The sequence below is a fragment of the Streptomyces sp. NPDC047525 genome, from assembly GCF_040643025.1.
Classification (GTDB): domain Bacteria; phylum Actinomycetota; class Actinomycetes; order Streptomycetales; family Streptomycetaceae; genus Streptomyces; species Streptomyces durmitorensis.
In genome coordinates this window covers 206,531-231,036 of record NZ_JBEYTL010000003.1, presented here as the reverse complement: position 1 = coordinate 231,036, position 24,506 = coordinate 206,531, and the positions used below count along the sequence as shown (strand labels likewise).

The 24,506-nt window shown below is 71.4% G+C and carries 22 protein-coding genes and 1 pseudogene; 15 read left to right on the top strand and 8 right to left on the bottom strand.

The features are described 5' to 3' along the window. Positions 1 to 34 precede the first annotated feature (34 nt). Positions 35 to 1,708 (top strand): BCCT family transporter, encoded by a 1,674-nt coding sequence (locus tag ABZ833_RS10045; protein WP_361043654.1) that lies wholly within the window; start codon positions 35 to 37, stop codon positions 1,706 to 1,708. Between the two features lie 12 nt (positions 1,709 to 1,720). On the opposite strand, the gene ABZ833_RS10040 is transcribed toward ABZ833_RS10045, so the two are convergent. Next, on the bottom strand, positions 1,721 to 2,689 hold the full coding sequence (locus tag ABZ833_RS10040; protein ID WP_361043651.1) for an FAD-dependent oxidoreductase: 969 nt from the start codon (positions 2,687 to 2,689) through the stop codon (positions 1,721 to 1,723). Between the two features lie 66 nt (positions 2,690 to 2,755). Here ABZ833_RS10040 and ABZ833_RS10035 point away from each other — a divergent pair, with 66 nt between their 5' ends. The 6 genes from ABZ833_RS10035 to ABZ833_RS10010 all read left to right on the top strand — a co-directional run bounded on the left by ABZ833_RS10035 (position 2,756) and on the right by ABZ833_RS10010 (position 9,437). Further along, positions 2,756 to 3,787: an oxidoreductase gene (locus ABZ833_RS10035; RefSeq protein WP_361043648.1), complete on the top strand. Its 1,032-nt coding sequence runs from the start codon at positions 2,756 to 2,758 to the stop codon at positions 3,785 to 3,787. A gap of 179 nt (positions 3,788 to 3,966) precedes the next feature. Beyond that, positions 3,967 to 5,160 carry an FAD-dependent oxidoreductase gene (locus ABZ833_RS10030; protein WP_361043645.1) on the top strand — a complete coding sequence of 398 codons (1,194 nt, stop codon included), beginning with the start codon at positions 3,967 to 3,969 and terminating at the stop codon, positions 5,158 to 5,160. Continuing rightward, complete coding sequence (locus ABZ833_RS10025; protein WP_361043642.1) at positions 5,157 to 6,083, top strand: NAD(P)-dependent oxidoreductase; 927 nt, start codon at positions 5,157 to 5,159, stop codon at positions 6,081 to 6,083. The genes ABZ833_RS10030 and ABZ833_RS10025 overlap by 4 nt, the downstream gene beginning before the upstream one ends. 56 nt (positions 6,084 to 6,139) lie before the next feature. Continuing rightward, the gene (locus ABZ833_RS10020; protein WP_361043639.1) at positions 6,140 to 6,793 is read left to right on the top strand and encodes a hypothetical protein; all 654 of its coding nucleotides are present in this window, start codon (positions 6,140 to 6,142) and stop codon (positions 6,791 to 6,793) included. Between the two features lie 63 nt (positions 6,794 to 6,856). Then, a complete protein-coding gene (locus ABZ833_RS10015) occupies positions 6,857 to 7,732 on the top strand; it encodes an RNA polymerase sigma-70 factor (protein ID WP_361043636.1) in 876 nt (291 codons plus the stop codon). Between the two features lie 58 nt (positions 7,733 to 7,790). Beyond that, positions 7,791 to 9,437, top strand: a complete 1,647-nt coding sequence (locus ABZ833_RS10010) for an ABC-F family ATP-binding cassette domain-containing protein (protein ID WP_361043633.1) — start codon at positions 7,791 to 7,793, stop codon at positions 9,435 to 9,437. A 58-nt stretch (positions 9,438 to 9,495) separates the two neighbouring features. Here ABZ833_RS10010 and ABZ833_RS10005 read toward each other — a convergent pair whose 3' ends face one another. The 3 genes and pseudogenes from ABZ833_RS10005 to ABZ833_RS09995 form a co-directional block, all read right to left on the bottom strand. Next, the gene (locus ABZ833_RS10005; RefSeq protein ID WP_361043631.1) at positions 9,496 to 11,889 is read right to left on the bottom strand and encodes a Tex family protein; all 2,394 of its coding nucleotides are present in this window, start codon (positions 11,887 to 11,889) and stop codon (positions 9,496 to 9,498) included. A gap of 120 nt (positions 11,890 to 12,009) precedes the next feature. After that, positions 12,010 to 12,132 (bottom strand): annotated as a pseudogene (locus ABZ833_RS10000) (LPFR motif small protein); the annotation flags it as partial. A 119-nt stretch (positions 12,133 to 12,251) separates the two neighbouring features. Continuing rightward, positions 12,252 to 13,142, bottom strand: a complete 891-nt coding sequence (locus ABZ833_RS09995; protein ID WP_361043628.1) for a hypothetical protein — start codon at positions 13,140 to 13,142, stop codon at positions 12,252 to 12,254. A 144-nt stretch (positions 13,143 to 13,286) separates the two neighbouring features. On the opposite strand from ABZ833_RS09995, the gene ABZ833_RS09990 reads away from it, so the two are divergent. Both ABZ833_RS09990 and ABZ833_RS09985 read left to right on the top strand, forming a co-directional pair. Beyond that, on the top strand, positions 13,287 to 14,279 hold the full coding sequence (locus ABZ833_RS09990; RefSeq protein WP_361043625.1) for a GlxA family transcriptional regulator: 993 nt from the start codon (positions 13,287 to 13,289) through the stop codon (positions 14,277 to 14,279). A 9-nt stretch (positions 14,280 to 14,288) separates the two neighbouring features. Beyond that, positions 14,289 to 14,921, top strand: coding sequence for a DJ-1/PfpI family protein (locus ABZ833_RS09985; RefSeq protein ID WP_361043622.1), 633 nt, complete (start codon positions 14,289 to 14,291; stop codon positions 14,919 to 14,921). A gap of 20 nt (positions 14,922 to 14,941) precedes the next feature. Here ABZ833_RS09985 and ABZ833_RS09980 read toward each other — a convergent pair whose 3' ends face one another. Continuing rightward, on the bottom strand, positions 14,942 to 15,703 hold the full coding sequence (locus tag ABZ833_RS09980; protein ID WP_361043620.1) for an enoyl-CoA hydratase-related protein: 762 nt from the start codon (positions 15,701 to 15,703) through the stop codon (positions 14,942 to 14,944). Between the two features lie 112 nt (positions 15,704 to 15,815). Between ABZ833_RS09980 and ABZ833_RS09975 the strand changes: the two genes are divergently transcribed. Next, on the top strand, positions 15,816 to 16,463 hold the full coding sequence (locus ABZ833_RS09975; RefSeq protein ID WP_249586477.1) for a DUF308 domain-containing protein: 648 nt from the start codon (positions 15,816 to 15,818) through the stop codon (positions 16,461 to 16,463). 129 nt (positions 16,464 to 16,592) lie between these two features. Further along, positions 16,593 to 17,084 carry an ATP-binding protein gene (locus ABZ833_RS09970; protein ID WP_361044752.1) on the top strand — a complete coding sequence of 164 codons (492 nt, stop codon included), beginning with the start codon at positions 16,593 to 16,595 and terminating at the stop codon, positions 17,082 to 17,084. 34 nt (positions 17,085 to 17,118) lie between these two features. Here the strand turns inward: ABZ833_RS09970 and idi are convergent, their stop codons facing one another. The 3 genes from idi to galE all read right to left on the bottom strand — a co-directional run bounded on the left by idi (position 17,119) and on the right by galE (position 19,890). Beyond that, positions 17,119 to 17,712, bottom strand: a complete 594-nt coding sequence (gene idi, locus ABZ833_RS09965) for an isopentenyl-diphosphate Delta-isomerase (RefSeq protein ID WP_361043616.1) — start codon at positions 17,710 to 17,712, stop codon at positions 17,119 to 17,121. A 92-nt stretch (positions 17,713 to 17,804) separates the two neighbouring features. Next, positions 17,805 to 18,731, bottom strand: a complete 927-nt coding sequence (locus ABZ833_RS09960; protein ID WP_361043614.1) for a cation diffusion facilitator family transporter — start codon at positions 18,729 to 18,731, stop codon at positions 17,805 to 17,807. Positions 18,732 to 18,906: 175 nt separating this feature from the next. After that, positions 18,907 to 19,890 carry a UDP-glucose 4-epimerase GalE gene (galE, locus tag ABZ833_RS09955; RefSeq protein ID WP_361043611.1) on the bottom strand — a complete coding sequence of 328 codons (984 nt, stop codon included), beginning with the start codon at positions 19,888 to 19,890 and terminating at the stop codon, positions 18,907 to 18,909. 257 nt (positions 19,891 to 20,147) lie between these two features. Here galE and ABZ833_RS09950 point away from each other — a divergent pair, with 257 nt between their 5' ends. The 4 genes from ABZ833_RS09950 to ABZ833_RS09935 are packed head-to-tail and all read left to right on the top strand — an operon-like array spanning position 20,148 to position 24,502. Then, positions 20,148 to 21,959 (top strand): DUF5941 domain-containing protein, encoded by a 1,812-nt coding sequence (locus ABZ833_RS09950; protein ID WP_361044749.1) that lies wholly within the window; start codon positions 20,148 to 20,150, stop codon positions 21,957 to 21,959. Next, positions 21,956 to 22,693: a phosphocholine cytidylyltransferase family protein gene (locus tag ABZ833_RS09945; RefSeq protein ID WP_361043609.1), complete on the top strand. Its 738-nt coding sequence runs from the start codon at positions 21,956 to 21,958 to the stop codon at positions 22,691 to 22,693. Before ABZ833_RS09950 ends, ABZ833_RS09945 begins: the two co-directional genes overlap by 4 nt. Then, positions 22,681 to 23,745 carry an iron-containing alcohol dehydrogenase family protein gene (locus tag ABZ833_RS09940; RefSeq protein ID WP_249586470.1) on the top strand — a complete coding sequence of 355 codons (1,065 nt, stop codon included), beginning with the start codon at positions 22,681 to 22,683 and terminating at the stop codon, positions 23,743 to 23,745. The genes ABZ833_RS09945 and ABZ833_RS09940 overlap by 13 nt, the downstream gene beginning before the upstream one ends. Beyond that, positions 23,723 to 24,502 carry a CDP-alcohol phosphatidyltransferase family protein gene (locus tag ABZ833_RS09935; RefSeq protein ID WP_249586469.1) on the top strand — a complete coding sequence of 260 codons (780 nt, stop codon included), beginning with the start codon at positions 23,723 to 23,725 and terminating at the stop codon, positions 24,500 to 24,502. Before ABZ833_RS09940 ends, ABZ833_RS09935 begins: the two co-directional genes overlap by 23 nt. Positions 24,503 to 24,506 lie beyond the last annotated feature (4 nt).

Genomic DNA, 24,506 nt, shown 5'->3' with positions numbered 1-24,506 from the left:
GAAAGCGGGCGACGGGGGAGGGGACGGGCACCTCATGCATGCCGCGCATGGCGGCAGCCATCCCCAGACCGACCGCATCGTCTTCGGTGTGACCGCCGTGCTCACCCTGGCCTTCGTGGTCTGGGGCGCCGTCGCCACGGACTCGCTCGAGAGCACTTCCACGAAGATGCTCAACGGCCTGATCCACAACGGCGGCTGGGCCTTCATGCTGGCGGCGAGCGGGTTCGTGGTCTTCGCGCTCTGGCTCGCCATCAGCCGATACGGGAAGATCACCCTGGGTGAGGAGGGCGAGGAGCCGGAGTTCCGCACCATCTCCTGGGTCGCGATGATGTTCAGCGCCGGTATGGGCATCGGTCTGATGTTCTACGGCGTGAGCGAACCGCTCGCCCACTTCACCACGCCCCCGCCGGGCACCGATCCCGCCGACTCGGCGGCGAAGATGGAAACGGCGATGGCCACGACCCTCTTCCACTGGACGCTCCACCCGTGGGCGATCTACGCCGTCGTGGGTCTCGCCATCGCGTACAGCACCTTCCGGCGCAAGCGCAGGCAGACCATCAGCGCCGTCTTCACGCCGCTCATCGGCGAGAAGCACGCGAACGGCGCCTGGGGCAGGGTCATCGACATCATCGCCATCTTCGCGACGCTCTTCGGTTCCGCCGCGTCCCTTGGCCTCGGCGCCCTGCAGATCGGCAGCGGTTTCGAGGTCCTCGACTGGATGGACAACGCGAGCACGGGCCTGCTCGTCGCCATCATCGCCGTGCTCACGGTGGCCTTCGTGGCCTCCGCCATCTCCGGTGTGGAGAAGGGCGTGCAGTGGCTTTCGAACATCAACATGGTGCTCGCGCTGCTGCTCGTCGTGTTCGTCTTCATCGCGGGCCCGACCGTCATCGTCCTCGACCTGCTGCCGACCTCGCTGGGCGCCTATCTCGGCGATCTGCCCCAGCTGGTCGGACGCACCGAGGCGTCGAGCGGCAAGGGCGTGTCGGACTGGCTGGGCAGCTGGACCGTCTTCTACTGGGCCTGGTGGATCTCCTGGACGCCCTTCGTGGGCATGTTCATCGCACGGATCAGCCGGGGACGCACGATCCGGCAGTTCGTGGGCGGCGTCATCCTGGTGCCCAGCACCGTCAGCCTCATCTGGTTCGCCGTCTTCGGCGGATCGGCGATGAAGGTCAAGGAGAGCGGTGGTCTCAGCGGCGAGTCGACCCCCGAGGGCCAGCTCTTCGGTCTGCTGCACGAGTACCCGATCGCCACGGTGACCAGCCTCCTCGTGATGATCCTGGTGGGCATCTTCTTCGTCTCGGGTGCCGACGCCGCGTCGATCGTCATGGGCACGCTCTCGCAGAAGGGCGCGCTCGAACCGGGCAAGCTCGTGGTCGTGTTCTGGGGCGTCGTGACGGGAGCCGTGGCGGCGATCATGCTGCTCATCGGCGACGGGTCGGGCAACGCCCTCACGGGCCTGCAGAATCTGACCATCCTGGTCGCCGCGCCCTTCACCCTGGTGATGATCGGGATGTGCGTGGCCATGATGCGGGACCTGCGCCACGACCCGCTGATCGTCCGGGGCGAGCACGGTACGGACGCCGTCGAGAAGGCCGTGATCGCGGGCCACGAGCAGTACGACGGTGACTTCGAGCTCCGCATCGGCCCGAGCGACACCAGCGACAACGGCGACGAGGAGGAGAGCCCCGCCAAGTCGTCCTGAGTTCGCATCGTTTCAGGAGGCGGCCGCTTCGTCCGCGAAGCGCGCCGCCTCCCGCGCGCATCCCCAGGCCACGGTGACCCCGGCGCCGCCGTGGCCGTAGTTGTGCACCAACACCCCGCCTGCCGCGGGGTGTTCGCGCTCGATCCGCACCGCGGGGCGGACGGGCCGCAGCCCCACCCGGTGGTCGAGCACCCGCGCCTTCGCGATCTCGGGCCGCACGGCGGCGCACCGCTCCACGATCGCCGCGGCCACCGCCGGATCGGGATCGAGCGACCAGTCGTCCTCCTGCGCCGTGCCGCCGAGGACCAGCCGGTCCGGCTGCGGGAAGAAGTAGGTGGAGTTCTGCCCGGTGTCGTCGGCGGACGCGAACCAGGTCCGCACGCCCGGGTTCTCCACGATCACCAGCTGGCCCCGCACCGGCCGCACCGAACGGTCGGGTACGAGGTCGCGCGCCCCGATCCCCGAGCAGTTGACCACGCAGGGGGCCTCGGCCAGCGGCTCGTCGAGGCTCCCGGCGGTGCGCGCCTCCACCGTTCCGCCCGCCCGCGCGAGGCGCTCGCGCAGCCACCTCAGATGGACCGGCATGTCGATCAGCGGTACCCGCGCCCGCACGCCGGGACCGGCGTACTCGTCCGGAGTCGTGGGCCGCAGCCCCGGCACCCGGGCGGCCCACGGGCCGAGGTCGTCCAGCCGGGTCTCGCCTTGTACGCCATCGACCATGCGTACGCCGGTCTGTGCCGCCCGCTCCGCCAACTCCGCGTACACGAGCAGGGATTGGAGCGACCAGTCGCCGACCAGGGCCGCCGGTTCGATGCGATAGGGCCACCACAGCGCACCCGCGACGGCCGAGGTCGTCCGCTCGGCGGGCTCCCGCGCCCACACGCGCACCCGGCGCCCGCGCTCGGCCAGAAGCACCGCGGTCGTCAGGCCGACGACACCACTGCCCACCACGATCACATCGCTGTCATGCGTCCCGTCCATCCCAGGAACGTAGCGGAATGCGTCATGCCGTGCTCACATCACCTCCCAGATGGGGATACTCACACCATGTCTGCCGAGTACGCGACCTTCGGTCTGGCACCGGCCATGCGCGCCGGTGGAGTCCTCGCCAACGGCGAGTATCAAGTCCACCGCGATTTCGTCGACTTCATCGTGAACGGGCGCCCGCTGCTGTTCCAGCTCTCCGACCTCGACGCCGTCTCCCCACTGGCCTCCGACGTACCACCCGCGATCTTCACCCACCATGTACGCGGACTCCTCCTGGAGACGGAGGCGCCCCTGCACGACGACCGTCACGTCATCTACGGCTGTCCCGAGTGCGAAGGCCTGGAGTGCGGGGCGGTCACGGCGGTCATCGAGCGGGCCTCGGACGGCACCGATGCCTACGTCTGGCGGGACTTCGCCTGGCAGACGGCCGAGCGTGCCGACCTGGAACTCAACGGCTACCACGGCATAGGGCCCTTCCGCTTCGACGGCGCCGAATACCGCGACGCGCTCGGCCAGTTGCTCGACCGCGGCGAACCGGCGGCGCGGCGCAGGGTGCTCCTGATCGGCGCCCGTGTCGCCGTGCTCGCCAAGCTCGCGGCGGCGCTGCGCACGATCGGTGTCGGCGCCGAGATCGCGGCGGACGCGGCGGGTGTACCGCCGGACGAGCTGCGGACGTACGGGGCGGTGGCCTTCGGGCGGGCCGTCCCCGCGGCGACGCGTGACGCGGTGCGCGCGGCGTTCGAGGGCGCGGGGGTCCAGGTGGCGTACGTCGACGGTCTTGCCTCGATCATCCCGCTCCTGGTCGCGCAGATAGAACACGCCCTGGACCGCAGCCCGTTGGAGCAGCGCCGCCTGACGCGGCTCGCGGCGGCGGACGGCTCGGCGGACGTCGAGATCACCTCGACCTGCCGGATCCGGCTCATCGCGTACCGTCTCGACCGGCTCTCCCGCACCCAGGTCCACGAGGTCTTCGACGGTGTTCTGGAGCCCGGGGAGCACCGTGTCGCGCTGGACGAGAAGGCGACCAAGGGGGAGTCGTTCGTGGTGGCACGGACGACGGACAGTGTCCTGGTGGCGCCGATAGTGAGGTAGCCCTCCACTCCGCGCCCGCCGACCCGCAGCAGCCCGGCAATGCAGCAGCACGGCACTCCCCGACCGACCCTGTGATGTGGCTCACACTCGCGACCTGTCACGCCAGGGCGGACGTGTCTGTCCCATGGGCGTCACCGACACGACGCCCCCGGAACGGGGCACGAGCGCGGGAGTTGCAGATGAAGAGCGAGCACCGGATCGTCGTCCTGGGCGCCGGCTACACCGGCCTGCTGTGTGCGATCCGCCTGGCGCGCCGCACCCGGCGGACCGGCGCGCGCGTCACGCTGGTGAACCCCACGCCCCGGTTCACCGAGCGGCTGCGGATGCATCAGGTCGTCGCGGGACAGGAGCTGGCGGACCATCAGATCCCCGAACTCCTCGACGGGACGGGCGTCGTGTTCGTGCGCGGCACGGCGGCGGCCATCGACACCGAGCACCGGACGGTGGCGGTCGACACGCCGGACGGTCCTGCCGTGCTCGCCTACGACAGCCTGGTGTACGCCCTCGGCAGCTCCACCGACACGAGTACGGTTCCCGGAGCCGAGGAGCACGCCCACACCCTGAACAGCCCGCTCGCCGCACGCCACTTCGCGCAGCGGCTCGCGGAGCTGGCCCGCACCGGCGGCACGCTGAACGTCTGCGGCGGCGGGCTCACCGGCGTCGAGGCCGCCACCGAGATCGCCGAGAGCCACCCCGGCCTCCGGGTCACGCTGATCAGCCGGAGCGAACCCGGCCCCCTGATGAACACGAAGGCACGCGCCCACCTCTACGCGGCGTTCGAGCGCCTCGGCATCACCCTGCGCGTCGGCTCCACCATCAGTAAAGTCCTGCCCGGCGGCGTCGAGTTGGCCGACGGCGCACTCGTCGCCGCCGATGCCTGCCTGTGGACCACCGGCGTACGGGTCCCGGCCCTGGCCGCTGACGCGGGCATCGCCGTCGACGAGCGCGGCCTGGTCCTGGTCGACGCCACCCTCCGCTCGACCTCGCACCCGCAGATCCACGCGATCGGCGACGCCGCCGCCGTCCGGCAGGCCTGGGGGCCGGTCCACGGCACCTGCCAGAGCGGCCTGCCCGTCGCCGCGTACACCGCCGACGCCCTGGCGAGGCGGCTGCGCGGCAAGAGCGTCAAGCCGTTCCGCTTCGGCTACTTCCACCAGCCCGTCAGCCTCGGCCGCCGGGACGCCGTCATCCAGTTCACCCACGCCGACGACACCCCGCGCCGCTGGTTCATCGGCGGCAGGGCGGCCGTCGCCTACAAGGAGGCGATCAGCGGCAGCCCGCTGAAGATGTACCGCCTCAGCAAGCGCGTCTTTGTCTCCGCCTCCCTGTCCAAGGGCGGCCGCGCGACCCGCGCCGAGAGGAGCGCCCGATGAAGGTCCTGCTCGCCGGAGCCACCGGCGCGATCGGCCGCCCCCTGACCCGCGCGCTGATCGCCTCGGGCCACCAGGTGCTCGCCCTGTCCCGCAGCGAGGAGTCCGCATCCGCCGTACGCGGACTCGGCGCCGAACCCGTCCGGGCCGACGCCCTGGACCGCGACGAACTCCTGCGCGCGGTGGCGGGGTTGAGGGCGGACGCGGTCATCCACCAGCTGACCTCGCTGAGGAGACCAAGGCGCACGCTCGACGCGCGTGACCCCAGCAACCTGCTGCGCACCCGCGGTACCACCCACCTCCTGGAGGCCGCCGAGGCCATCGGTGCGCGCAGGTTCCTCACCCAGTCGATGGTCCTCGGCCACGGCTACGCCGACCACGGCTCGCGGACGTTCACCGAGGACGACGACTTCGGTGTGAAGCACGGCAACGTCGCCGACTTCATCATCGACGGGCTCCGCTCCACCGAGGGTCAGGTTCTCGGTGCCGGTCACCTGGACGGGATCGCGCTGCGCTACGGGGTCTTCCACGGCCCCGGCACGTGGTTCGACCCCACCCCCGGCAGCCGGTCGACTCCCGTCCCCCGCAACGGAGGTGGCTCGGTCCCCTGGATCCACGTCGCCGACGCGGCGGCCGCCACCGTGGCCGCGCTGGAGCGGGGGCGCGGCGGACAGGCGTACACGGTCGCCGAGGACCGTTCCGCGAGCTGGGGCGAGGTCGCCGCCGCCACCGCTGCGGCCCGCGGCGGTCGCGCGCTGCGGCTCCCGTCCTGGCTGCTGCGCCGGATGGTCCCGTACCTCGGTGTCCTGATGGCCGACACCACGCTCCGCGCCTCGCACGCCAAGGCCGTACGCGAACTCGGCTGGGAGCCCGTGCGCCGCGCCACGGAGCACGAGGTGCCCTCTGTGAAACATCGCGCCTCATGAGGGCGACGCGGCACCGCACATCACCAACACCCCATCACCGTCAAGGAGGTCTCCAGATGACTGCAGTCGTCTCACCCACACCGGCCGCCGCGGCAGCGACACGCGCCTCGAGCCGCCAGGCCCTCACCGGAATCAGCTTCGCCGTCCTGTTCGTCGCCAGTCTGGTCTTCTCCGGCCTGGCAGGAAGCTCCACCTACCCCTCGCCGTTCGACGCGGACAAGGTGGCGGAGGCGTACTTCGCCGACAACGGAGGTGTCGTCGTCGGCATGAGCGTCCTGCAGCTCCTGTCGGCCGTGCCCCTGGCGGCGTTCGTCCTCGCGCTGACCAGGAGGGCGGGCGGCGGCCTCGCGCGGGCCAGCGGCCTGTGCGCCGCGGCCGGCCTGGCGGTCTGCGCGCTGACCGGCCTCGCCATCCCGGTCCTCGACGCGAGCGGCGACACCCTGCACAGCCTGCATCACCTCACCTTCATGGCCGGAGGCCCCGCCCACGTCCCGTTCCTGGGGATCCTCGTCGGCGTGAGCGCACTGGCGCTGCGTACGTCGGCTCCCCGCTGGACCACGGTCCTCGGACTCGTGTCGGCGGGCCTCGCGCTCCTGTCGGTCCTCACCTTCGTGAGCGAGTCGGTCATGCCGCTCCTGCCGCTCGGCCGGTTCACGGCGATCCTCTGGATCGTGGTCACCGCGATACGGGCGGCCCGGCTCCGCAAGTGAAGGGGTCCGGTGCGGGCCGCGTACGCCTTGTCGCCCTGTTCGCCACGCTGGGAGCATGCCCCGATGACCGACGCCACGCCCGCACTTGACCCGTTCCTCGAGCACCGGCGACTGCTGCACTCCACCGCCTACCGGATGCTGGGCAGCGTCGCCGACGCCGAGGACGTCCTGCAGGACGCGTGGCTGACCTGGAGCGCGGCGGACCGCGACGCGGTACGCCACCCCAAGGCCTACCTCGTGCGCACGGTCACCAACCTCTCCTTGAACCGCCTCACATCGGCGCGGGCCACCCGCGAGACGTACATCGGACCGTGGCTCCCCGAACCCCTGCTGACCTCACCCGACATAGCCGAGGAGAGCGAGATGGCCGACACCGTCTCCACGGCCATGCTGGTCGTCCTCGAATCCCTGAGCCCGGTGGAGCGCGCCGTCTTCCTGCTCCGCGAGGTCTTCGGCTACTCCCACGCGGAGATCGCCGAGACGGTGGAGCGCCCCGAGGCCACCGTCCGGCAGATCGCCCGCCGGGCCCGCGCCCACGTCCAGGCGCGCCGCCCCCGCTTCGACACCGATGCCGGCCAGCGCCGCCAGGTCACCGCACGCTTCCTCTCGGCCTGCTCGGGAGGCGACCTGAACGCCGTCATGGAACTCCTCGCCCCCGATGTCACCGCCTGGTCCGACGGCGGCGGCAAGGTCACGGCGGCCCGCCGCCCGCTGTACGGCACGGACCATGTGGCGCGCTGGTTCCTCGGCGTCCTCGCCAAGCCCGCGCTGACCGGCGTCACCCTGGAGCCCGCCACGGTCAACGGCGAACTGAGCGTCCTGTTCAAGCTGGGCGACTACGTCGGAGGGTGCCTGACCTACGACATCGCGGACGGCCTGATCCACAACATGCGGTTCCAGTTCAACCCCGACAAGCTGAGCGGCCTGCACCTCTCGTGACGGCCGCGCCGTGCTGCCGGGGGAGAGGGCTCGGGCCTGGCCTAAACTCGACCCCCTGATGACCGCAACCCTCGTCGCCAAGAATCTCGCCGCCGGCCACGGCGACCGCTCCCTCTTCTCCGCCCTGGAGCTGGTCGTCGCCCCCGGCGACGTCATCGGCCTGGTCGGCGCCAACGGCGCCGGCAAGTCGACCCTGCTCCGCCTCCTCGCGGGCCTGGACACCCCGGAGACCGGCGAACTGCGCCTCTCCCCGCCCAGCGCGTCCGTCGGCCACCTCCCGCAGGAGCCCGAGCGCCGCCCCGGCGAGTCCATCCGCAGCTTCCTGGCCCGCCGCACCGGCGTCGACGAGGCCCAGCGGACCATGGACGAGGCCACCCAGGGCCTGGTCGACGGAACCCCCGGCGCGGACGACGCGTACGCACTGAGCCTGGAGCGCTGGCTCGCGCTGGGCGGCGCCGACCTGGACGAGCGGGCCGAGGAGGTCGCCGCCTCCCTCGGGCTCGACGTCGGCCTCGACCAGCCCATGACCTCCCTCTCCGGCGGCCAGGCCGCCCGCGCGGGCCTCGCCTCGCTCCTCCTCTCCCGCTACGACGTCTTCCTCCTGGACGAGCCGACCAACGACCTCGACCTGGCGGGCCTCGACCGCCTGGAGAGCTTCGTACGCGGGCTGCGCGCGGGCACGGTGGTCGTCAGCCACGACCGCGAGTTCCTCACCCGCACGGTCACCAAGGTTCTCGAACTCGACCTCGCCCAGCAGCAGATCAACCTCTACGGCGGCGGCTACGAGGCCTATCTGGAGGAGCGCGAGGTCGCGCGCCGCCACGCCCGCGACGATTTCGAGGAGTACGCCGACAAGAAGTCCGCCCTGGAGGGCCGCGCCCAGATGCAGCGGGGCTGGATGGACAAGGGCGTCAAGAACGCCCGGCGCAAGGCGGGCGACAACGACAAGATCGGCCGCAACTTCCGCAGCGAGGCCAGCGAGAAGCAGGCGTCGAAGGCCCGCCAGACGCAGCGCATGATCGAGCGGCTCGACGTCGTGGAGGAGCCCCGCAAGGAGTGGGAGCTGCAGATGGAGATCGCGTCGGCGCCGCGCTCCGGCAGCGTCGTCGCCACCCTGCGCGACGCGGAGGTGCACCGCGGCCACTTCACGCTGGGCCCCGTGACGCTGCAGATCGACTGGGCGGACCGCGTTGCGATCACCGGCGCGAACGGCGCGGGAAAGTCGACGCTGCTCGGCGCCCTGCTGACCCGCATCCCCACCGACGCGGGCCACGCGACGCTCGGCTCGGGGGTGCTCGTCGGTGAGGTGGACCAGGCCCGCGCGCTCTTCCACGGCCCGGAGTCGCTCCTGGACGCGTTCTGCGCGGCCGTGCCCGACACCGAACCGGCCGAAGTGCGCACGCTGCTCGCCAAGTTCGGCCTGAAGGCCGCCCACGTCCTGCGCCCCGCGGCGACCCTCTCGCCGGGAGAGCGCACCCGGGCGGGGCTCGCGCTCCTTCAGGGCCGGGGCGTCAACCTCCTGGTCCTCGACGAGCCGACGAACCACCTCGACCTGCCGGCGATCGAGCAGCTGGAGTCGGCGCTCGAAGCGTACGAGGGCACGCTGCTCCTGGTGACGCACGACCGCAGGATGCTGGACGCGGTCCGGGTGACGAGGCGGCTGGAAGTGACTGACGGCAAGGTGCTGGAACTTCCCGCGCCTTGACGGTTCGGGGTAATCGGGTGGGTGGCCGGGGCTCTCCCCGCCCACCCACCCGCGGAAGTCAGCGCTTCTTGGGGTCCAGGAGCCCGGCCCGCCGCAGCGCGTCCGCCATCGCGTCATTGGCCGGCGCCGGCCCCTGCCGCTCCTTGCGCTGGCCCTGACCCTGGCCGCCCTGGCGCTGGGGGCGCTGACCGCCGCCGCCCTGCTGCCGCTGCTGCGGGGGACGCCCGCCGCGCTTCGGGCGCTCTCCGGTGGTGTCCGCCGCGGCTTCGTCGTCCAGGCGCAGCGTCAGCGAGATCCGCTTGCGCGGGATGTCGACGTCCATCACCTTCACCTTGACGATGTCGCCCGGCTTCACCACGTCGCGCGGGTCCTTGACGAACGTCCTGGACATCGCGGAGACATGCACGAGACCGTCCTGGTGGACGCCGATGTCCACGAAGGCACCGAACGCCGCCACGTTCGTGACGACACCCTCGAGGACCATCCCGGACGCGAGGTCGGAGAGCTTCTCGACGCCGTCCTTGAAGGTCGCCGTCTTGAACGCGGGTCGCGGGTCGCGCCCCGGCTTCTCCAGCTCCTTCAGGATGTCGCTCACCGTGGGCAGACCGAAGGACTCGTCCACGAACTCGTCGGCCCGCAGCGAGCGCAGCGTCGCCGTGTCGCCGATGAGCGAGGCGACCTCGCCGCCCGTCTTCTTCGCCATCTTGCGCACCACCGGATACGCCTCGGGGTGCACGCTGGACGCGTCGAGCGGGTCGTCGCCGCCCCGGATGCGCAGGAAGCCCGCGCACTGTTCGTACGCCTTGGGGCCGAGGCGCGCCACGTCCTTGAGGCCCTTGCGGGACGAGAACGGGCCGTTCGTGTCGCGGTGCGACACGATGTTCTCGGCGAGTCCTGCCCCGATGCCGGAGACCCGGGAGAGCAGCGGCGCGGACGCGGTGTTCACGTCCACTCCGACGCCGTTCACACAGTCCTCGACGACCGCGTCGAGCGAGCGCGAGAGCTTCACCTCGGAGAGGTCGTGCTGGTACTGGCCGACGCCGATGGACTTCGGGTCGATCTTCACCAGCTCGGCGAGCGGGTCCTGGAGCCGCCGGGCGATGGACACGGCGCCGCGCAGCGACACGTCCATGTCGGGCAGCTCCTGCGAGGCGAAGGCCGACGCGGAGTACACCGAGGCGCCCGCCTCGGAGACCATCACCTTCGTGAGGTTCAACTCCGGGTGCTTCGTGATGAGTTCACCGGCGAGCTTGTCCGTCTCGCGCGACGCCGTGCCGTTCCCGATCGCGATCAGGTCGACCGCGTGCTCCTTGGCGAGCTTCGCGAGGGTGGCAAGGGACTGGTCCCACTTGTTCGCCGGGACATGGGGGTTGATGACGTCGGTGGCCACGACCTTGCCGGTCGCGTCGACCACGGCGACCTTCACGCCCGTACGGAAACCGGGGTCGAGCCCCAGCGTCGCGCGCGTGCCCGCCGGTGCGGCGAGGAGCAGGTCGCGCAGGTTCGACGCGAAGACCCGCACGGCCTCGTCCTCGGCACTCGTGCGCAGCCGAAGGCGCAGGTCGATCCCCAGGTGCACCAGGATGCGGGTCCGCCAGGACCAACGCACCGTGTCCTGCAGCCACTTGTCCCCGGGACGGCCGCGGTCGACGACCCCGAAGCGGTGGGCGACCATCCCCTCGTACGAGGACGGTCCCTCCGTGGCCTCCTCCGGTTCGAGGACGAGGTCGAGCACGTCCTCCTTCTCGCCGCGCAGCATCGCGAGGATGCGGTGCGAGGGCAGCTCCTTGAAGGGCTCGCCGAAGTCGAAGTAGTCGGCGAACTTGGCGCCCGCCTCCTCCTTGCCGTCGCGGACCTTCGCCGCCAGACGGCCCCGCACCCACATGCGTTCACGCAGCTCGCCGATCAGGTCGGCGTCCTCGGAGAACCGCTCGGCGAGGATCGCCCGGGCGCCGTCGAGCGCGGCCTGCGGGTCGGCCACGCCCTTGTCGGCGTCCACGAAGGCCGCGGCCGCGGCGAGCGGCTCCACCGAAGGGTCACCGAGCAGGCCGTCGGCCAGCGGCTCAAGGCCTGCCTCGCGGGCGATCTGCGCCTTCGTGCGCCGCTTCGGCTTGAACGGCAGGTAGATGTCCTCAAGCCGTGCCTTGGTGGCGGCGGCGCGGATCTGCGCCTCCAGCTCGTCGGTGAGCTTGCCCTGCTCGCGCACCGATTCGAGGATCGCGGCGCGCCGCTCCTCGAGCTCCCGCAGATAGCGCAGCCGCTCCTCGAGCGTGCGCAGCTGCGCGTCGTCGAGCATCTCGGTCGCTTCCTTGCGGTAGCGAGCGATGAAGGGCACCGTCGAGCCGCCGTCGAGCAGGTCGACGGCGGCCTTCACCTGCCGCTCCCGTACGCCGAGTTCTTCGGCGATCCTGCCTTCGATCGATGCTGGAGTGGACGTCTGCAGAGGTGCCACGTTTCCCGCCTTCTCACTGGGGTTGCGGGGCAATTGTGGCAGGTGGCGCCGACAGCGGGGGGATCAGACCCGGCGTGCCCGCCCCGACCGGCGCCCCGACCGTCCCGACGACCGGCGGCCCGATCGCCGCGTGGCGCTGGAGGCACCGCCGAAGAGCCGGGCAACGGCGCGGAACGGCAGCGTCACCACGGTGGCGAGCGCCGCGCCGATCTGACGCAGGACATCTGTGATCGCTCGGAACACGGGATTTCCCCTTTCGTCGCCCGGCCCGGCACGGAAGTGCGCGGGGCCGGAGACGGACGAGTACCTCGGACGGCGCCGTCCATGCGCCCGCCGCGGCCCGGCCCGGCCGGTCCCCGCGTCTACTCCTTGCCGAGCAGGTCCGCCGGGAACGCCCCCGCCTCCAGGGCCGCGCCCGCGAACACCGTCCCCAGCTCCGTCAGGCGCTCGACGGCCGCCGCGCCCAGGTGCTCGTACGGCGCCCGGTCCAGGCGGTCCGTGGCCTCCTCGACGTCCCGGCGCAGCTCGACGCCCGCCTCCGTCAACTCGGTCACCCCGTTGTGCAGTCCGCGGTCGTGGAGCCGCCGCACGGCGGCGTCCCAGTCCTCCTGGTTCCAGCCGCGCGTGGTGAAGTTCCACTTCGGCGTCATGCCCTTGCCGGTCGCCGTGTGGCTCACCAGGGCCTCCAGGCCGTCGAGTTCGGCGTACTGGAGGGCCGTGAGGTGCCCGTCGCCGCGGTGCTCGCGCAGCAGCGTCGCGGCGTGCCAGAGCGCGAGGTGCGGCTGCTCGGGAACGGGCAGGTCCGCGTGGGCGGAGTACAGCGGCCGCGCGGAACGGGAGCAGGCCTCGGTGGCGCGCAGCGCGAGCTCGGCGGCCTCCGCCATCTCCGGGGACGCGATGGCCTCCTCGCCGAGCAGGCGCCGCAGGGTCGTGTCGACGGCCCGCAGACGGGCCGCGAGGACGTCCTCGGGGGACGCGGTGCGCCAGATGCCGGGCACGTGCCGGGCGACGAGTTCGTGCTTGTAGTTGTAGAAGGCCGCCGTGACCGCTCCGGCGCCGACCGGGCCCATGGCCGCCGTGCGCACGGCGAAATTCACGGCCCTGGGGCTGGTGATGCCGAGCTCGGCCAGCTCACGCCCCGCGTCGGGCGAGAAGTAGTGCGTCGAGTGCAGCGCATTGAGCACGTTGTGACATCGACGTCCCGCGCGCGGGTGCAGTGCGGAGGCCGGGGTGGGGGGCGTGAGAGAAGTCATGGAGGCACGTTACCGACTGGTTGGTATGAGGTGAAGCCCGGGGCGCTCACACGGGCGGTCCGCCCCGGCGCCGCGTCCAGCGATGGCAGAAAGGGTGGGCCATTCGTCATTGCGGCCATCCCGCGCGGGGCCAAGAATCAGGACATGGAGCAGCGAACTGTCCTGGTCGTCCTCTTCGACGGGGTCCAGAGTCTCGACGTCACGGGGCCGGTGGAGGTCTTCGCGGGCGCCGCGGCCGTCCGCGGCGGAGGCAAGCCGGCCTACCGCATCCGCACCGCGTCCCTGGACGGAGCCCCCGTACGCACCTCCAGCGGCCTCACGCTCGTACCGGACTCCTCCCTCGCCGACGCCCCCGAGCCGCACACCCTGCTCGCCCCGGGCGGCCTCGGCACCCGCGAGGCCGACCCCCGCCTGATCGACTGGCTCCGGACGAACGCCTCGCGCGCGCAGCGCCTGGTCTCGGTCTGCACCGGCGCCATCCTGTTCGCCGAGGCCGGGCTCCTGGACGGCCGCCGGGCGACGACCCACTGGGCGTACTGCGACAAACTCGCCCGCGACCACCCCGCCATCGAGGTCGAACCCGACCCGATCTTCGTCCGCGACGGCCATGTCGCGACCTCCGCGGGCGTGACCGCCGGCATCGACCTCGCCCTGGCCCTCGTCGAGGAGGACCTGGGCCGGGACGAGGCGCTCATGGTCGCGCGGTATCTCGTGGTCTTCCTGCGGCGCCCGGGGAACCAGGCGCAGTTCAGCGCCCAGCTCGCCGCGCAGACCGCTCAGCGCGAGCCCCTGCGCGAGGTCCAGCAGTGGATCACCGAGCACCCGCACGAGAACCTCTGCGTGGACTCGCTCGCGGCCCGCGCCCGGCTCTCGCCCCGGCACTTCGCCCGCGCGTTCCAGACGGAGACGGGGATGACGCCGGGCAAGTACGTCGAGCGCGTGCGCGTCGAGCACGCGCGCCGCCTCCTGGAGGACACGTCCGACGGCGTCGAGGAGGTCTCGCGCGCCTGCGGCTACGGCACTCCGGAGGCGATGCGCCGGGCCTTCGTCAAGATCCTCGGCGCCGCTCCCGCCGAGTACCGGCGCCGCTTCCACGCCCCGTTCGCCACCCAGGCGGCACCCGCCCTCAACGGATAGGCAGCACCCATGCAGATCGCCATCGCCCTGTTCGACCGCTTCACCTCGCTGGACGCGGTCGGTCCCTACGAGACCCTCAGCCGCATGCCCGGCGCCGAGACCGTCTTCGTGGCGGAGCGCCCCGGGCCGGTCCGCAACGACAGCGGCTCCCTCGCGCTGGTGGCCGACCGCGCCTTCGCCGACGTACCCGCTCCCGACGTCCTCGTCGTCCCCGGCGGCCCAGGACAGAGCGACCACATGACGGACGAGGCGCTCCTGGCCTGGCTGCGCTCCGCCGACGCCACCAGCACCTGGACGACGTCGGTGTGCACCGGCTCCCTCCTTCTGGCCGCAGCGGGGCTGCTCAAGGGCCGCCGCGCCACCTCGCACTGGCTCGCGCTCGCGGAGCTGGAGAGGTTCGGCGTGGAGCCGACGGGGGAGCGGGTGGTGTTCGACGGCAAGTACGTCACGGCGGCCGGAGTCTCCTCCGGGATCGACATGGGGCTCGCCCTCATCGGCCGGATCGCCGGCGAGGAGCAGGCCCAGACCGTGCAGCTCCTGACGGAGTACGACCCCCAGCCGCCCTACGACGCAGGGTCCCCGCAGAAGGCGCCCGCGCACCTGGTCGAGAAGTTCCGCGCGGGCAGCCGCTTCGGCCAGTAGTTCAGTGACGGGGAGCCGCTTCAGCCAGCGGCGGTGTCGCCGGGCGTCCACGTGAAGCGCGGCTCGCGACGCTCCAGGAAGGCGGCGACCCCTTCGGCGGTGTCGCCGCCGGAGCGCGCCTGCCCGGTCCAGTAGGCGTCCCGATCGGTGTGTCCCGCCGCGAACTCCTTGGCCGCCGCCTGCGTCAGCTGTGAGCGCGCGGCGAGGATCCTGGTGAACTCCGCGACCCGCTTGTCCAGTTCACCCGCGGGCAGCACCTCGTCCACGAGGCCGGTGCGCAACGCGCGCTCGGTGTCGATCAACTCGCCCGAGAACAAGAGGTACTTGGCGGTGGCGGGCCCCACGAGCGACACCAGGCGCCGGGTGGACGAGGACGGGTAGACGATCCCCAGCTTCGCCGGAGTGATCCCGAACAGGGCGCCCTCGTCCGCGAACCGCAGATCACAGGCCGCCGCGAGCTGGCTCCCCCCGCCCACGCAGTAGCCGCGCACCGCGGCGAGCGTCGGCTTCGGGAAGGCGGCGAGCGCCTCCTCGGCCCGCACCGCGAGCTCCTGCGCCTCGCCGGGCGACTGGCGCAGCGAGGAGATGTCGGCACCCGCGCAGAAGGTCGCGCCCTCGCCGGTGAGCACGACCGTGCGTACGGCCGGGTCGGCCGCGAGCCCGGCGAGCAGCGGCGGCACCTGCCGCCACATGTCCGCCGTCATGGCGTTGCGCTTGGCCGGATGGTCGATGACGACGGTGGCGACGCCGTGGGTGACGGCCTGCCTCAGCTGCGGCTCCATGCGCAGGATGCTATCCGTACTACTCGAACGTACGATCAAGGAGGGGCGGACCCGAGAACTCTCTGCGGACCTGAGAACTCTCTGCCGTGGGGGAAGCAGGACGGAGACGCTGATGGCCCGATCCAAGAGCGCCAAGGCCGCCGCACCGGAGGCCCAGGGCGCCAAGCAGCTCAACCGCAGCCTCGGCTGGCTGGCCCTGATGGGCGCGATCCTCGCGGTGGCGGGGCTCGTGGGCCTCGTCTACACGGGCGTCGCCACCCTGACCTCCATGCTCCTCTTCGGCTGGCTGCTCCTGATCGGCGGCTGCGTCGGCCTGCTGCACGCGGTGCAGTCGCGCGGCACGAACTTCTTCTGGCTCGGGGTGGTCGTGGCCGCCCTGAACCTCGCCGCCGGTGTCGTGATCATCCGTCGGCCGGATGTGGCGGCGGAGGCGTTGACCATGTTCGCGGCGCTGCTGTTCCTGACCGGCGGTGTGTTCCGTCTTGTCGGCAGCCTGGTGGTGCGCGGCCCGCAGTTCGGCTGGACGCTCGTGCAGGGCGCCTTCGGACTGCTCCTGGGCATCCTGGTGCTCGCCAACTGGCCCAGCAGCAGCCAGTACGTGATCGGCTGCTTCTTCTCGCTCGCGCTGCTCTTCGACGGCCTCGGCCTGCTCGCCACGGGCCTGGGCGGGCGCCGGATCGTGAGCATGGTGGCCGAACCCGTACAACCCGAAGAAAGCTTGAAAGCGAAACCAGAGGGACAGGAACAGTCGCACAATTGACGCGACCGGGCGCCAGCGATCAAATGTCGTCGATAGTCGCTGACTTCTGGTCAGTTATGCGGTCCGGACCAGGAGATTCCCAACACTCGATGCGTGGTGACAATCGAGCGCAAGGGCGGCGACCGGACGATGGACGACGACGGGAGGGGGCACGGCCCACTCCCTCGGGAGCCCGGACGGGAGACCGGAGAGGTGCCGTACGAAGGCGTGTGGCGGTTCACCGCCGCCGCCGTCGACGCCTCGGTGCCCCAGGCGCGGCACGCGGTACGCGACCTGCTCGCCCGGCAGGGCGTGCCCGCGGCGGACGACCTCGTGCAGGGCCTGCTCCTGATCGTCTCCGAACTGGTCACCAACGCGGTGCGGCACGCGGCGCTGCTCTCGCCGATGCTCGCGGTGGAGGTGGCGGTGGGCGCCGAGTGGGTGCGGGTCTCCGTGGAGGACGACCACCCCTACCGCCCGACCGCCCTGGTGGCCGACCACGGCCAGACCGGCGGCCGCGGCCTCCTCCTGGTCCGCGAGATCACCCAGGAGGCGGGCGGTGCCTGCGACGTCGAGCACACCGCGAGCGGGGGCAAGGTCATCTGGGCGGCCCTGCCCCTCAAGCCCAACGGCTCTTCCTAGCAGCCCAACGGCACTTCCCGGATGAGGAGTTGACTCACCAGCCCGCGGAAGGCCCGGTGAGCTCGCGGATCGCGGGGCGCGCCGCGTCCAGGACGGTCATGAACCACGCGGAGAACGGCCCCTTCGCGTGCCGTTCCGCAAGCTCCTCGGCCGTCACGAACGCGGTCTCGCCGACCTCGGACGGGTCGGGCCGCAGCGGCGACTGGACCATCCCCACGAAGAGATGGTTGAACTCCTGCTCCACCAGGCCCGAGTCGGGGTCCGGGTGGTTGTAGCGCACGGTGCCCGCCTCGGCGAGCAGTGAGGGCGAGACACCCAGCTCCTCGTGGGTCCGGCGCGCGGCGGCCGCGAACGGGGCCTCGCCCGGGTACGGGTGGCCGCAGCAGGTGTTCGACCAGACGCCGGGGGAGTGGTACTTGCCCAGGGCGCGCTGCTGCAGCAACAGCCGCCCCTGCTCGTCGAAGAGGAAAACGGAGAACGCCCGGTGCAGCTGCCCGGGCGCCTGATGCGCGGAGAGTTTCTCCGCTGTGCCGATCGTCCTGCCGTCCTCGTCCACGAGTTCCAGCAAGATCGCTTCTCCGGTGCCGTTCGACGAACTGTTCGCCGCGGTGGCAGGTGTGGTCGGCATACCCATCCTTCGCTTCGGTCTTCGAGCCTCAAGTCTGCCGCACAAGACCGGTGCTGCTCGCAAGGAACCACCGGAAGCCACCCTCAGGGGCGTCAGTGGCAGAGCTTCGCCTCGTGCTCCGCGTGGCCGACCGGCTCCAGCTGGAAGGTGCAGTGCTCCACGTCGAAGTGGTCGCCCAGGCATCCCTGCAGCTCGTGCAGCATCTTCTCGTGGCCGATCGCGTTCAGTGTCTCGGTGCTGACGACCACGTGTGCGGAGAGGACCGGCATCCCCGAAGTGATGGTCCAGGCGTGCAGGTCGTGGACGTCCTCGACGCCCGGCAGATCCAGTATGTGCGAGCGGACCTCGGCCATGTCGACGCCCTTCGGGGCGGACTCCAGGAGCACGTTCAGGGTCTCCCGGAGCAGCTTCACCGTACGCGGCACGATCATGAGGCCGATCACGAGCGAGGCGATCGGGTCCGCCGCCTGCCAGCCCGTGGTCAGGATCAGGACCGCCGCGACGATCACCGCCAGGGAGCCGAGCGCGTCGGCCATCACCTCCAGGAAGGCGCCGCGCACGTTCAGGCTGTCCTTCTGGCCGCGCATCAGGAGAGACAGCGAGATCATGTTCGCCACCAGGCCGATGACGCCGAAGACGATGGTCAGTCCGCCCTCGGTCTCGGCGGGCGTGATGAACCGCTGGATCGCCTCGTACAGGACGTAGCCGCCGACGCCGAGCAGCAGAAGGCAGTTGGCGAGCGCGGCGAGGATCTCGGCGCGGGCGTAGCCGAAGGTGCGGTTCTCCGTCGCCGGGCGATTGGCGAACTGGATCGCGAGCAGCGCCATGCCCAGGCCAAGGGCGTCGGTCGCCATGTGCGTCGCGTCCGCGATGAGCGCGAGCGAATCCGCCATGATGCCGCCGACGATCTCGACCACCATGACGGTGACCGTGATCGAGAGCGCGATGCGCAGCCGCCCCCGGTACGCGGCCGTCGCGGTCCCCCCGTGTGAGTGTCCGTGGTCGTGCCCAGCCCCCATGGAAGCCGCCTCCGTGTGATCGGTATCGGTCTTCTGTTCCCCGGTCGTGCGTCTGTCGCGATCACAGTGAACTACGGGTGGGGGGTATCCGGCAACACGGCACTGAACACCGTTGTCATATGCTCTGACCTGCGGAAATGACCGCAGGTCAGAGCGTTGACCGGTGCTGAGTGCCTCAGGCGCGGCGCGCCTCGGGATGGTGGAGGCACCAGCCCTCCCACGCGGATTCGACCATCTCGCGCACCCCGCGCCTGGCCGTGAAGCCCAGCTCCTTCGCGGCAAGGCCCGCGTCCGCGACGGCGCGCGGGGCGTCGCCCTCGCGCCGCGGCTCGACGAGCGCCGGGCGGCGGTCGCCGGAGACCTCGCCGATGAGCGTGACGAGTTCGCGCACGGAAACGCCGTCGCCGCGGCCGATGTTCACCGTCAGGTCGCCCTCGGGGTGCGCCTGGACGCGGCGGGCCGCCGCGAGGTGGGCGTCGGCGAGATCGGCGACATGGATGTAGTCGCGGACGCACGTGCCGTCCGGGGTCGGGTGGTCGTCGCCGAAGATCCGCGGCGCCTCGTCGCGGGTGAGCCGGTCGAAGACCATCGGGATCACGTTGTAGACCCCGGTGTCCGCGAGCTCGGGCGACGCGCTGCCCGCCACGTTGAAGTAGCGCAGGCACACGGTCGCGATGCCGTGCGCCCGCCCGGCGGCCCGCACCAGCCACTCCCCGGCGAGCTTCGTCTCGCCGTAGGGGTTGATCGGCACGCAGGGGGTGTCCTCCGCCACCAGGTCCACGTCGGGCGGGTTCCCGTACACCGCGGCCGACGAGGAGAAGACGAACCGCTTGATCCCGGCATCGGCGACCGCTTCGAGCAGCGTCACCAGGCCGCCGACGTTCTCCCGGTAGTAGCGCAGCGGCTGCTCCACGGACTCGCCGACCTGCTTGCGCGCCGCGAGATGCACCACACCCGTCACGCCGTGCTCGGCGAAGAGCCGCCGCAGCAGCTCACCGTCGAGCGATGAGCCCCTAATGAGAGGGATGTCCGCGGGAAGCCGTGCGGGCACCCCGGCCGAGATGTCATCGAGGACGACGACCCGCTCCCCGGCGCCGGCCATCGCCCGCGCCACATGTGCCCCGATATATCCCGCTCCACCTGTGATCATCCATGTCATGGGCGTCGACTTTATGTCGTTTGTGCCGGTCGAATGAAGTGCGGTTTGTGGGCGCCGCCTCCGATCGACCATGATGATCGAGTTGGCACGGGCTCTCGCAGGCCGTGCTTATCGGGCCGTAAACGGGCGGTGAACGCCTGCTTCCCATCATCCGATAGCCTCTGCCGACGTGCCGCCCGGCCGCTGCCGGCCTGGGGCGCCCCTCATCACGCACGTGCCCGGCGCGAGCCGCGCCGGCAATCAAGGAGTGAGTTCGTCTGTCGACCGCCATCCTGACCGGTCAGCCGGTCCCCGGGTCGCCGCTCGAAGGCGATCTGCGGTCCCTGGGGTTTGACGTCCGGGTCGCCTCCGACGCGGCGGACACCGAGACGCTGCTGCGCGCCGTCCCCGAAGGCCAGCGGGTCGCGATCGTCGACGCACGCTTCGTGGGCCACGTCCACGCGCTCCGCCTCGGTCTGACGGACCCGCGCTTCGCCGCGTCCGCAGTCCCCGGCGCCGTCACCGCGCAGCCCGAGGCCCGACCGGACCTGACGCGCGCGCTGCGCGCCACCACAGGCTCCGGCAACGGCGGCGGCTCCGCCCTGACGGTCGAGGCGATCGCCGACCACGTGGCCGAGGCGATCGAGGCCGATGGCCGCGCGCTCCACCGCCCCGACCTCGGCACCCTCGTCGCCACCGTGCCCAGCGACCCGCAGACGCGGAACGAGGCACGGCAGGCCGTCGCCGCCGTCGATGACGAGGCCGTACGCCTGCGGACCGCCGTCAAGTCGCGGGACGGCTTCTTCACGACGTACTGCATCTCCCCCTACTCGCGCTACATCGCCCGCTGGTGCGCGCGCCGCGGCCTCACCCCGAACCAGGTCACCACCGCCTCGCTGCTCGTCGCCCTGATCGCGGCGGGCTGCGCGGCCACCGGCACCCGCCCCGGCTTCGTCGCGGCCGGCCTCCTTCTGCTCTTCTCCTTCGTCCTCGACTGCACGGACGGGCAGCTCGCCCGATACTCCCTGCAGTACTCGACGCTCGGCGCCTGGCTGGACGCGACGTTCGACCGCGCCAAGGAGTACGCCTATTACGCGGGCCTCGCGCTCGGCGCGGCCCGCGGCGGCGACGACGTATGGGCGCTCGCGCTCGGCGCGATGGTCCTCCAGACCTGCCGGCACGTCGTGGACTTCTCCTTCAACGAGGCGAACCACGACGCGACCGCCAACACCAGCCCCACCGCGGCCCTCTCGGACAAGCTCGACAGCGTCGGCTGGACGGTCTGGCTGCGCCGGATGATCGTCCTTCCGATCGGTGAGCGCTGGGCGCTGATCGCCGTGCTCACCGCGGTCACCACGCCGCGCATCACCCTGGTCGTCCTGCTCATCGGCTGCGCGCTCGCCGCCTGCTACACCACGGCGGGGCGCGTCCTGCGCTCGCTGACCCGCAAGGCGACCCGCACCGACCGCGCCGCACAGGCACTCGCGGACCTCGCCGACACCGGACCGCTCGCGTCCGCCTTCGCGGCGCTCAAGCTCGGAGGCCTGTCCCTGCCCGCCCCGGTCCTCGCCTTCGCCGGCGGGGCAGTGGTCGCCTGCGTGGCGGGGTTCACGTCGTACGGCAGCCCGTGGGTGGTCGTCGCCGCGGTGATCTACGTCATCACTTCGGGTCTCGCCGTCGCCCGCCCCCTCAAGGGCGCGCTCGACTGGCTGGTCCCGCCGTTCTTCCGCGCGGCCGAGTACGGCACCATCCTGCTGCTCGCCGCCAAGGCGGACGTGAACGGCGCCTTGCCCGCGGCTTTCGGACTGGTGTCCGCTGTCGCCTACCATCACTACGACACGGTGTACCGCATCCGCGGCGACGCAGGCGCGCCGCCGCACTGGCTGGTGCGGGCGATCGGCGGACATGAGGGCAGGACGCTGGCCGTCGCGCTCGCCGCCGCTCTGCTCACCGACACAGATTTCACCGTCGCGCTCACGGCCCTCGCCGTGGCCGTGGCACTCGTGGTGCTCGTCGAGAGCATCCGCTACTGGGTGACCGCTCACAAACGTGGAGCACCCGCCGTACACGATGAAGGAGAACCCGCATGATCGGCCTTGTGCTGGCGGCCGGCGCCGGACGGCGTCTTCGCCCCTACACCGACACGCTTCCCAAGGCCCTGGTGCCGGTCGACGGTGACACCACCATCCTCGACCTGACCCTCGGCAACTTTGCGGAGATCGGTCTGACCGAGGTCGCGATCATCGTCGGTTACAAGAAGGAGGCGGTCTACGACCGCAAGGCGGAGCTCGAGGCGAAGTACGGCCTCAAGCTCACGCTGATCGACAACGACAAGGCCGAGGAGTGGAACAACGCCTACTCCCTCTGGTGCGGTCGTGACGCGATCAAGCACACCGTGATCCTCGCCAACGGCGACACCGTGCACCCCGTCTCCGTCGAGAAGACGCTGCTCGCCGCCCGCGGCGAGGGCAAGAAGATCATCCTCGCCCTCGACACGGTGAAGAACCTCGCCGACGAGGAGATGAAGGTCATCGTGGACCCCGAGAAGGGCGTCCAGAAGATCACCAAGCTGATGGACCCGGCGACCGCCACCGGTGAGTACATCGGTGTCACGCTCATCGAGGGCGACGCCGCCGAGCAGCTGGCCGACGCCCTGAAGACGACCTTCGAGCGCGACCCCGACCTCTACTACGAGGACGGCTACCAGGAGCTCGTCAACCGCGGCTTCAGGATCGACGTGGAGCCGATCGGCGACGTCAAGTGGGTCGAGATCGACAACCACGACGACCTCGCCAAGGGCCGGGAGATCGCGTGCCAGTACTGACGAGGCTCATCCCCTCGCCGGTCGTCGTGGACATCCGGCCGGGGGCGCTCAACGACCTGGCCGGTGTCCTCGCGGACCAGCGGATCTGCTCGTCAACCGGCAAGCTCGCCATCGCCATCAGCGGCGGCTCCGGCGCGGTCCTCCGTCAGCGGCTCGAACCGTCGCTGCCCACCGCCGAGTGGTTCGAGGTGGGCGGCGGCACGCTCGACGACGCCATCAAGCTCGCCGACGCCATCAAGAAGGGCCGCTACGACGCGGTCGTCGGCCTCGGTGGCGGCAAGATCATCGACTGCGCCAAGTTCGCCGCCGCGCGGGTCGGCGCGCCGCTGGTCGCCGTCGCGACGAACCTGTCGCACGACGGTCTGTGCTCGCCGGTCGCCACGCTCGACAACGACGCGGGCCGCGGCTCGTACGGAGTGCCGAACCCCATCGCGGTCGTCATCGACCTCGATGTGATCCGTGAGGCCCCCGTGCGCTTCGTGCGCTCCGGCATCGGCGACGCCCTGTCCAACATCTCCGCGATCGCGGACTGGGAGCTGGCCGCGCGCGAGCGCGGCGAGGACATCGACGGGCTCGCGGCCGCCATGGCGCGCCAGGCCGGCGAAGCCGTCCTGCGCCACCCCGGCGGTGTCGGCGACGACGCCTTCCTGCAGGTCCTCGCCGAGGGTCTGGTCCTCACCGGCATCGCGATGTCCGTGTCGGGCGACTCCCGCCCGGCGTCCGGCGCCTGCCACGAGATCAACCACGCCTTCGACCTCCTCTTCCCCAAGCGCGCCGCGAGCCACGGCGAGCAGTGCGGCCTGGGCGCGGCCTTCGCGATGTTCCTGCGCGGAGCACGCGAGGAGTCGCTGTACATGGTGGAGGTGCTGCGCAGGCACGGCCTCCCCGTGACGCCGGAGGAGATCGGCTTCACCGTGGACGAGTTCGTCCAGGTCGTGGAGTACGCCCCGCAGACGCGCCCCGGGCGCTACACGATCCTCGAGCACCTCAATCTGAATTCCGACCAGATCAAGGACGCATACGCCGACTATGCCAAGGCCATCGGTAGCTGAACTCCGCCCCGTCGTTCACCCCGCAGGGGTGAAGGACCGGCGCAGCGGTGAGCACTGGGCGGGACGCCTGTACATGCGAGAGATCTCGCTGCGCTGCGACCGCTACCTGGTGAACACCAGGATCACGCCCAACCAGCTCACGTACCTGATGACCGTGGCAGGCGCCCTCGCCGCCCCGGCCCTTCTGGTGCCGGGGATCACGGGCGCCGTGCTCGGCGTGATCATGGTCCAGCTGTATCTCCTGCTCGACTGCGTCGACGGCGAGATCGCACGCTGGCGCAAGCAGTACTCCATGGCCGGGGTCTACCTGGACCGGGTCGCCGCCTACCTGTGCGACGCCGCGGTCCTCGTCGGCTTCGGCCTGCGCGCCGCCGACCTGTGGGGCTCGGGCCGCATCGACTGGCTGTGGGCCTTCCTCGGCACGCTCGCCGCGCTCGGCGCCATCCTGATCAAGGCGGAGACCGACCTCGTCGGCGTCGCCCGTCACCAGCAGGGCCTCGCGCCGGTCAAGGAGTCGGCCTCCGAGCCGCGCTCCTCCGGCATGGCCCTGGCGCGCAGGGCCGCGGGCGCCCTGAAGTTCCACCGGCTCGTGCTCGGCATCGAGGCGTCCCTGCTCATCCTGGTCCTCGCGATCGTGGACTCGGTCCGGGGCGACCTGCTCTTCTCGCGGATCGGTGTCGCCGTACTCGCCGGCATCGCGATGCTCCAGACCCTGCTGCACCTCGTGTCCATCCTCGCCTCGAGCAGGCTGAAGTGAGTGC

Excerpts from the sequence above, each read along its gene's own strand:
- ABZ833_RS09945 (WP_361043609.1), top strand. The coding sequence starts at position 21,956 with ATGATCGGCCTTGTGCTGGCGGCCGGCGCCGGACGGCGTCTTCGCCCC.
- ABZ833_RS09980 (WP_361043620.1), bottom strand. The coding sequence starts at position 15,703 with ATGGAGCCGCAGCTGAGGCAGGCCGTCACCCACGGCGTCGCCACCGTC.
- ABZ833_RS10025 (WP_361043642.1), top strand. The coding sequence starts at position 5,157 with ATGAAGGTCCTGCTCGCCGGAGCCACCGGCGCGATCGGCCGCCCCCTG.
- ABZ833_RS09975 (WP_249586477.1), top strand. The coding sequence starts at position 15,816 with ATGGCCCGATCCAAGAGCGCCAAGGCCGCCGCACCGGAGGCCCAGGGC.
- ABZ833_RS10045 (WP_361043654.1), top strand. The coding sequence starts at position 35 with ATGCATGCCGCGCATGGCGGCAGCCATCCCCAGACCGACCGCATCGTC.
- ABZ833_RS09985 (WP_361043622.1), top strand. The coding sequence starts at position 14,289 with ATGCAGATCGCCATCGCCCTGTTCGACCGCTTCACCTCGCTGGACGCG.
- ABZ833_RS09990 (WP_361043625.1), top strand. The coding sequence starts at position 13,287 with ATGGAGCAGCGAACTGTCCTGGTCGTCCTCTTCGACGGGGTCCAGAGT.
- ABZ833_RS10015 (WP_361043636.1), top strand. The coding sequence starts at position 6,857 with ATGACCGACGCCACGCCCGCACTTGACCCGTTCCTCGAGCACCGGCGA.
- ABZ833_RS10040 (WP_361043651.1), bottom strand. The coding sequence starts at position 2,689 with ATGGACGGGACGCATGACAGCGATGTGATCGTGGTGGGCAGTGGTGTC.
- ABZ833_RS09935 (WP_249586469.1), top strand. The coding sequence starts at position 23,723 with ATGCCAAGGCCATCGGTAGCTGAACTCCGCCCCGTCGTTCACCCCGCA.
- ABZ833_RS09995 (WP_361043628.1), bottom strand. The coding sequence starts at position 13,142 with ATGACTTCTCTCACGCCCCCCACCCCGGCCTCCGCACTGCACCCGCGC.
- galE (WP_361043611.1), bottom strand. The coding sequence starts at position 19,890 with ATGACATGGATGATCACAGGTGGAGCGGGATATATCGGGGCACATGTG.
- ABZ833_RS09970 (WP_361044752.1), top strand. The coding sequence starts at position 16,593 with ATGGACGACGACGGGAGGGGGCACGGCCCACTCCCTCGGGAGCCCGGA.
- ABZ833_RS10030 (WP_361043645.1), top strand. The coding sequence starts at position 3,967 with ATGAAGAGCGAGCACCGGATCGTCGTCCTGGGCGCCGGCTACACCGGC.
- ABZ833_RS10035 (WP_361043648.1), top strand. The coding sequence starts at position 2,756 with ATGTCTGCCGAGTACGCGACCTTCGGTCTGGCACCGGCCATGCGCGCC.
- idi (WP_361043616.1), bottom strand. The coding sequence starts at position 17,712 with ATGCCGACCACACCTGCCACCGCGGCGAACAGTTCGTCGAACGGCACC.
- ABZ833_RS10010 (WP_361043633.1), top strand. The coding sequence starts at position 7,791 with ATGACCGCAACCCTCGTCGCCAAGAATCTCGCCGCCGGCCACGGCGAC.
- ABZ833_RS09960 (WP_361043614.1), bottom strand. The coding sequence starts at position 18,731 with ATGGGGGCTGGGCACGACCACGGACACTCACACGGGGGGACCGCGACG.
- ABZ833_RS10020 (WP_361043639.1), top strand. The coding sequence starts at position 6,140 with ATGACTGCAGTCGTCTCACCCACACCGGCCGCCGCGGCAGCGACACGC.